Origin of the sequence: Microcystis sp. M_OC_Ca_00000000_C217Col (assembly GCF_007095585.1) — a bacterium.
Classification (GTDB): domain Bacteria; phylum Cyanobacteriota; class Cyanobacteriia; order Cyanobacteriales; family Microcystaceae; genus Microcystis; species Microcystis panniformis.
The window spans coordinates 36,994-45,902 of sequence record NZ_SFBV01000248.1 but is presented as its reverse complement, the minus strand read 5'-3'; the positions used below and the strand labels follow the sequence as shown (position 1 = coordinate 45,902).

Genomic DNA, 8,909 nt, shown 5'->3' with positions numbered 1-8,909 from the left:
ACCTCACTTAAATTTCAACCTCGTTGTCACCCCTTCAGCTATTACGACCAGACATCTAATCGTACCTGACCAAGGTAGTAATTGTCAATAGACATCTGCAATAAACGTTTATGGGGTGTGGCATCCTAAGCTCTGCTCTGCTGGTTTCGCGCAATCATATCTTTAAATGTCACACTTTCTGCACTTCTTAATATTCAATTAATAATTTTTACTAATTTATTGGGTTCAGTGGTTTCTACAGTGAAGATTTTTTGTCAAAACATCCCAGGGAATGTAAAAATTTGTAAAAGTATATGGAGATGTGCAGAATGTCGGTTAGTATGCTACAATGTCGAGGCTCAGAACAATTTTGAAGAAGCGACAGAAACCCTGACCTTAGCCGTAGTCGGGTTTCCTGTAGTTCAAATAGCAATAATCCCACTCGTCAGAGACAGGAATTATCGCTTTAAGGGAACGGGGAAAAAAGCATTGTACCCCATGACTCTGAATACCGCCATCAACCACTATTTAGGGAAAAAGTTAGAACAGCAATGGAAGCACATCTGGTTTCAATAGATTACCAAATTCGGCAACTTCAAGAAATAGATCCAGTAACTACTCTATTTGGTAATGTAAGTCAGAATAAAACCGGGGAGCAGGATAGCGTTCTTGAGGTCATCTCTACAGATTTACAGGAAAAAACTAACAGTTTAACGGCAAATAATTTTGTTAATAATTTAGCATTTCATCTGGCTGTTGTTCAAGTTTTAATGTTTAAATACACTGCTCAAGTCGAGTTTGCCACGGCTACAGCAGCTTTGAATACAAAAACATTAGATAGCCTGATATTTTGCCGGTTCAATCAACATAATTTTAGTTCATTTAAAGATTTACTAAGGATCATTCGTAAAGATTTACAAGAAGGCTATCGCCATCAAAACTATACGCTGGATAGTTTGGTCAAAACCTTGGCAGCAAGAGGAGGAAATCTAGAGAACATTTTTGACGTTGCTGTGATTAAAGAAGGACTGTGTGCGGACATTTCTTCGTTAAATCGGTTTCAATTAGTTTTTACCATAGAAGCGGATGATAGTGGTGTTTCTGTCACTTTTATTAAAGATAAATTTCCCAGGGATTTTGTCGAGAGAATGCTAGGACATTACCTAGAAATCTTAGAAATGGTGACGAGTAATCCCGATATAGATTTGTCAGAAATTGATATATTAACGACCGAAGAACGAGAACAATTACTGAGAGATTGGAATGATACGGCCATTGAATATCCTGAAAAGCAATGGATTCATCAGCTATTTGAAGAGCAAGCCAAACTTTACCCTGAGAGAGAGGCGGTCATTTTTGAAAATCAAGAATTAACTTATCAAGAATTAAATGAAAAAGCCAATCAACTTGGTCATTACCTACAAAAATTAGGAGTAAAACCAGAGGAATTAGTAGGAATTTATCTAGAGCGTTCCTTAGAAATGGTAGTAGGATTATTAGCTGTTTTGAAGGCCGGAGGAGCTTACGTTCCCTTAGATCCTAATTATCCTCAAGAACGCCTAAGTTATCTATTAGAAGATACTGGGGTAAAAGTTATTATTACTGGGGAATCGCTGCGGGGATTGTTGGACGAATACCGAGGAATTGTTGTTGCTTTGGATACAGATTGGTCAGCAATTTCTCAAGAAAGTCAGAACAATTGTGACAGTGGTGTAACTGGGGAAAATTTAGCTTATGTTATCTACACTTCCGGTTCCACAGGTAAACCTAAGGGCGTGATGAATAATCATAAGGGGATTAGGAATCGTTTGTTGTGGATGCAGGATACTTATCAGTTAACTAAGAGTGATTGCATTTTACAAAAAACCCCTTTTAGTTTCGATGTTTCAGTGTGGGAATTCTTTTGGCCTTTATTAGCGGGTGCAACCCTAGTGGTAGCAAAACCCGAAGGTCATAAAGATAGTACCTATTTAATACAATTGATCCAAAAGCAGCAAATCACTACCCTTCATTTTGTCCCCTCCATGTTGCGGGTGTTTCTGCAAGAACCAGAGCTAAAAGGATGTAGTTCTCTCAAGCGGGTTTTCTGTAGTGGAGAAGCTTTGTCATTAGACTTAACACAACGCTTTTTTGAGCATTTTGACTGTGAACTTCACAACCTCTATGGTCCGACTGAGGCGGCGATTGATGTGACTTACTGGCCTTGTTTGCCGGAGAGTCAAAAAGCCATAGTGAGTATTGGCCGACCGATTGCCAATACTCAGATTTATATTCTTAATCCGCACTTACAACCAGTTCCTATAGGGATTGTGGGAGAATTACATATTGGTGGGATAGGTTTAGCTCGTGGATATCTCAATCGTCCCGAATTGACGGCCGAGAAATTTATCCCTAATCCTTTTGCTAAGGTGGAAGCAGGAATAGGGGGAGAAATTAGGGCAAAATTATATAAAACGGGAGATTTAGCCCGGTATTTACCCGATGGAAATATTGAGTTTTTAGGGCGGATTGACCATCAAGTTAAGATTCGAGGTTTCCGGATTGAGTTGGGGGAAATTGAAGCTATACTCAGTCAACATCCAGCAGTTGAGCAAGCGGTAGTTATTGCATCGGAGACAGAAACAGGGAGTCAAACACTAATTGCTTATGTTGTGGGTCAGTCTCAAGAGGGGGAACTCTTGGCGACTTCAGAAAAAGGGCAATTATTCGATGAGCAAATCGAGCAATGGCAAAGCCTCTATAATCAAATTTACAGCCAAACATCGGCAGATTCTCAGGGTATATTTAATATTGTTGGCTGGAATAGCAGTTACACGGGGGAACCTATCCCTGCCGCCCAGATGCGAGAATGGCTAGATGATAAAGTTAAGGTTATTCTGGCTCAACAACCGAAAAAAGTTCTGGAAATAGGTTGTGGAACCGGGTTAATATTATTCCAAGTTGCTCCCCATTGCCAGTGTTATTGGGGAACCGATATTTCATCCGTTGCCTTAGACCATATTCAGCGAATTAATCAAGAAGGGCCGAAGCTAGAGCAAGTCAGGCTATTGCATAGCACAGCCGATAAATTTGAGGGTTTGGAGTCAGAAGGATTCGATACAATTATCCTTAACTCGGTTGTGCAGTATTTCCCCCATATAGATTACTTACTGCGGGTTTTAGAGGGAGCTATCAAGGTACTAACTCCGGGGGGGTGTATTTTCCTTGGAGATGTGCGAAACTTGCAACTCATGGAAGCTTTTCACGCTGATGTAGAACTTTATAAGGCTAACCCTGAGGATGCGATTAAGGATTTTAAACAGCGAGTACAGAGAAAAATTGAGCAAGAAAATGAATTATTTATTGACCCAGATTTTTTTAGAGCAATTCAGTCCTATTTTCCTCAGATTACTGAAGTCGAGATTCATCTAGAGAGAGGTCAACACCACAACGAATTAACTCAATTCCGTTATAATGTTGTTCTGCGGATTGAAACGATTCTGGATTTTAGCACCGACTTTCCAGAATTAAACTGGACTGAACAGCAGCTGACTTTATCTGAGGTAAGAAATCAACTGGGGAAATCTGAGGGGTTAAGGGTGATAGGTGTCCCTAATTCTCGCTTGTTCAGACCTTTAAAAAGTGTGGAATTGTTCAGAAATTCTCAAGACTTTGGGACGACCGAGGAATTTCAAGCTATTAAATCGGAAATTATCCCAGAAAATGCCGTAGAACCTGAAGATTTTTCGGCTTTAGCTGAGGATTTATCCCTTTCGGTTTGGGTAACTTGGTCGGATACTCCGGACCGTTACGATGTGATTTTTGCCCCGCTGGAAAATTCCCAGAGAAATTACATCGCTTTTACCCCCACCCACACCGCAAAACCTGAATGGCAACTTTATGCAAATCACCCTTTAAGGTCTAAGTTAAACAGTAAACTGATTCCCCAACTGCGGAGTTATCTGCAAAAGCAACTCCCAGAATACATGATACCTCATGCCTTTGTGCAATTGGATGCTATTCCTCTGACAAATAGTGGAAAAATTGACCGTCGCGCCCTACCCTCTCCAAGCTATAACAGTTTAAGGAATTCGGAGAATTTTGTAGCACCTTGTACCCCTCTTGAGGAAATTTTAGCACTGATTTGGGCTGAAGTTTTGGGCATCGAAGAGGTTGGTATTCACGATAATTTTTTTGAACTTGGGGGGGATTCGATTCGGGCAATACAAGTGATCGCTAAGGCGCGACAAATGGGTTTTCATTTTTCCTTACCCCAATTATTGCAACATCAAACCATTCAAGAATTGGCCAATTGCGTTAGCTATGAAATTGATACTTTAGGGACTGAAAAAACGGAAGTTTTTAGTTTAATTTCTCAAGAAGTTCGCCTCAATTTACCGGAGGAAGTGGAGGATGCTTATCCTCTAACTGCTCTACAATTGGGGATGATATTTCATAGTGAATATCAGGGGAATCTATCGGTGTACCATGATGTGTTTACCTATCATATTCGTGCTGATTTTAGTTTTCCAGCTTTACATAGTGCTATTCAGGAGATTGTCCAGCGGCATCCAGTATTACGAACCAGTTTCGCACTCTTTGAATATCAGGAACCCCTACAATTAGTTCATCGACAAATCGATGTTCCTTTAGGATTAGATGACCTAACCCATCTATCTACTTCTGAACAAGATACGGCTATTGATGATTGGATTGAGCGGGAAAAAATCCGCACTTTTGACTGGAATAGTCCTCCTTTATTTCGCTTTCATCTCCATCGCCGCAGTCAGGATAACTTTAACCTAACTTTCAGTTTTCATCACTCTATTTTAGATGGTTGGAGTGTAGCTTCGTTGCTCACAGAATTGTTACAACAGTATCTCTATCTTCTCGACAAAAAAGTTCTCCCTCTCTCTCCAACTCCCGCTCTCAGTTTTAGGGATTTTGTCGCCTTAGAAAAGAAAACTATTCAATCGCCAGAATGCCAGAATTATTGGCAAGAAAAACTCAGAGATGTGACGCTGACCAAACTTCCTCAGTGGTCGAAATCTAATCGAGTTAATCAAGATTGGGATTGGTTCGTTCCTATATCTAGTCAGGTATCTCAGGGATTAAAACAACTCGGTAAACAAGTGGGAGTACCCCTAAAAAGTGTTTTATTGGCGGCTCATTTTCGGGTATTAAGTTTACTGAATAATCAGAGGGATATTGTTACGGGTTTAGTCTCTAATGGACGGTTAGAAGCAGCCGATGGGGAAAAGATATTAGGTTTATTTTTGAATACTTTGCCCCTACGTTTAGAGTTATCTGGAGGCCTTTGGAGCGATTTAGTTAAGCAAGCTTTTGATGTTGAAAGAGAATGCTTATCTTGGCGAAGATATCCCCTCGCTGAGTTACAAAAATCAGGTCAACCTTTGTTTGATACGGCTTTTAATTTTATTCATTTCCATGTTTATCAAGGTATCATCGGGGTGAAAGATTTAGAAGTCTTAGGAGGGAAGTTTTTTAATCAAACTAATTTTACATTGTTAGCTAATTTTAGTCTTCATCCCCTTTCATCTCAAATAGAACTTACCCTTAAATATGATGGGAATTATCTAGGGGAAAAGCAGATGGAGTTAATCGGAGGATACTACGAGAAAACTCTCATCGCTATGGCAACGGAAGGGTTAGAAAGTTATGAAACTTGTTGTTTACTTTCTGAGCAAGAACAACATCAATTATTAAAAGAATGGAATGATACCGAGGTTCACTATCCCGATGGCTGTATTCATCAATTGTTTGAGGAGCAAGTTAAGCGCAGTCCTGACGCAATCGCTATTATTACAGAAAATGAACAATTAACCTACCGTCAATTAAACGAAAAAGCGAATCAATTGGGGCGATATTTGGCGAGAAAAGGGGTAAAATCTGAAGCTTTGGTGGGAATTTGCCTAGAACGAACCACTGAGATGGTTATAGGGTTATTAGCCATTCTCAAAGCAGGGGGAGCTTATGTACCTTTAGATCCAGCTTATCCAACTGAACGCCTCAATGTTATCTTAGAAGATGCTCAAGTTTCCTTGTTGCTAACACAAGAAAAATTAGTAGAGAAATTAGGGAATTATCAAGGGAATCTGGTGATATTAGAGGCAGAACAAAAAAATATAGCCCTAGAAAGTACCGAAAACCTCTCTTTACCCGTAAGTTCTAGTAATAGCGCTTATGTGATTTATACCTCCGGTTCAACGGGGAAACCGAAAGGGGTTGTCATTGAGCATCACAGCACCACAACCTTACTGAATTGGTCCAAGGAAGTCTTTAGCAGTGAGGAATTAGCGGGGGTTTTGGGTTCTACTTCTATTTGTTTTGATTTGTCAGTATTTGAACTATTTTTGCCCTTAGCTGTGGGGGGTAAGATTATTCTGGCCCAGAATGTTCTAGATTTGCCTAGTTTAAGTGCAGCCAAAGAGGTAACATTAATTAATACCGTACCTACAGCGGTCGCCCAACTACTGGAAATTGAGGCGATACCTGAGACTGTGCGAACGGTAAACCTCGCCGGAGAAGCTTTGTCTAATCAATTAGTCCAGAAGCTTTACCAGCAGGAAAACATTAAGAATGTTTATAATCTCTACGGTCCTTCAGAAGATACCACTTATTCCACTTTTAGCTTAGTGCCGAAAGGACACCATGGACAACCGAGTATCGGCCGGCCTATTGCCAATACTCAAGTTTATATTCTGGACTCTTTTAAACAACCGGTTCCTTTAGGAACTATTGGTGATTTATATATCGGGGGTGAAGGGTTAGCTCGATGTTATCTGAATCAACCTGAATTAACCGCCGAGAAATTTATCGCCAATCCGTTTAGTAATGAACCCAATGCCAAACTCTATAAAACAGGAGATTTAGCCCGATATTTACCCGATGGAAATATTGATTTTTTGGGGCGGGGTGATAATCAGGTAAAATTGCGGGGTTTCCGCATTGAATTAGGAGAAATTGAGGCAACTCTAGGGACTTATCCCCAAGTTAAGCAAAAGGTGGTGAAGGTTTGGGAAGACTCCTATCGGAATAAGAGGTTAGTCGCTTATCTAGTAGGAGAAAATGGCCCGATAAATACTGAGGATTTGCGTCGTTTCTTGGGACAGAAATTGCCAGAGTATATGATTCCGGCTCTTTTTGTCTCCTTAGAAGCTCTCCCGCTGACTCCTAATGGAAAAATTGACCGTTCCAGATTACCCATCCCTGAGATACCTTCCACATCTGAGCAGGATTTTGTTCCTCCTCATACTCAGAAAGAAAAGATTTTGGCCAGTATTTGGCAAGATATTCTCAGCATTAAACAAGTGAGTCGTTATGACCGCTTTTTTGAAGTTGGGGGCGATTCTATTGTCAGTATTCAGGTTGTCGCTCGCGCTCGTCAAGCCGGGTTGAAGATTACCCCTAAACAGATATTTGAATATCCTACTCTTGCGGAACTGGCTACAGTTGCTGATTATTCCAGAGCGGAATTAGCTAAACAGGGTTTAGTGACGGGTATTGTGCCTCTTACTCCCATTCAACTGTGGTTTTTTGAGCAAAATCGCGCTGAAATGCACCACTTTAATCAGTCTGTCCTCTTAGAAGTTCCCCATCACCTGAAAGCTGATTTGTTAGCTCAATCTCTGAGAAAATTAATTGAACATCATGACGCTTTGCGGTTACGGTTTACTGTGGAGGAAGGACAATGGCAACAAGTCAATGGAGGAATGCCGGATGAAGTACCTTTTGAAGTGATTGATTTGTCTTCGATTCCTCAATCTCAGCAAGGGGAAACTCTCTTAGCAATGGCAACAACTCAACAAGCAAGTTTAAATCTCTCTAGTGGACTATTAATCAAGGCGGTGCTATTTGAATTGGCACCCTATCAACCCAGTCGGTTACTGATTATTATTCATCACTTGGGGGTTGATGGTGTATCTTGGCGAATTTTGTTAGAAGATTTATTGATGACTTATCAACAGCTAGAAAGGGGGGAGAATGTAGAACTTCCACCTAAAACCATAGCCTTTCAGGATTGGGCGCTTCTCTTGAGGGATTATGGACAAGGGGAGAAAGCGAGAGAGCCATTAGACTATTGGTTAACTCAACCTTGGTTAGAGGCGAGCAATTTACCTGTAGATGACGAGACTGGAAAACCATACAATACAGTAGCGACGGCCAATGATGTCACGGTGACTCTAGATGAAGAGCAAACCCGCGCCCTCTTGCAAAAAGTCCCCGCTGCCTATAACACTCAAATTAATGAGGTTTTGTTAACCGCTTTAGCGGAAACTTTGACAGAATGGACAGAAAATTTGACCATATCCCTTGATTTAGAAGGACACGGACGAGAAGATTTGTTCAGTGAGGTTGACTTATCGAGGACGGTGGGTTGGTTTACCAGTCTTTTTCCGGTTATTTTGCGACTCCCCCCCGAAAATCACCCCGGTGAGCGGCTCAAATCTATTAAAGAACAGTTACGAGCTATTCCTCACAGGGGAATTGGCTATGGAATTTCGCGATATTTGAGTGATGATGCTGATATTAAGTCTCAATTAGCTGAAATTCCTGCCAGAGAAGTTTTGTTTAATTATTTAGGTCAATTTGAGCAAGGACGATTGCAAAAAGGGGAGTGGAAATTAGCGGATGAGTCTAAGGGGCCTAATCACAGTCTTAAGGGACATCGTAGTCATTTATTAGAGATTACGGCCAGAGTTATCGAGGGACAGTTACAAGTAAACTGGACTTATAGCCATCTCATCTATGAACGTTCGACGGTAGAATATTTAGGGCGCAGCTATAAAGAAGCTTTGCTGAAATTGATTGAGCATTGTTTATCTCCTGATGCTGGGGGTTACACTCCCTCGGATTTTCCAGTAGCGCACTTGAATCAACAGGAATTAGACGATATTCTGGCAGAAATTGACTAATAAGGAGAATCTTTC

Annotated in this window: 1 protein-coding gene; it reads left to right on the top strand. The window is 40.8% G+C overall.

Annotation, left to right across the window (positions count from 1 at the left end):
- Window positions 1-530: 530 nt before the first annotated feature.
- The gene (locus tag EWV66_RS15300; protein WP_287107967.1) at window positions 531-8,894 is read left to right on the top strand and encodes a non-ribosomal peptide synthetase; all 8,364 of its coding nucleotides are present in this window, start codon (window positions 531-533) and stop codon (window positions 8,892-8,894) included.
- Window positions 8,895-8,909: the final 15 nt, after the last annotated feature.

Bases quoted from the DNA above. Each gene is read 5' to 3' on its own strand.
- EWV66_RS15300 (WP_287107967.1), top strand. From the start codon at position 531: ATGGAAGCACATCTGGTTTCAATAGATTACCAAATTCGGCAACTTCAA.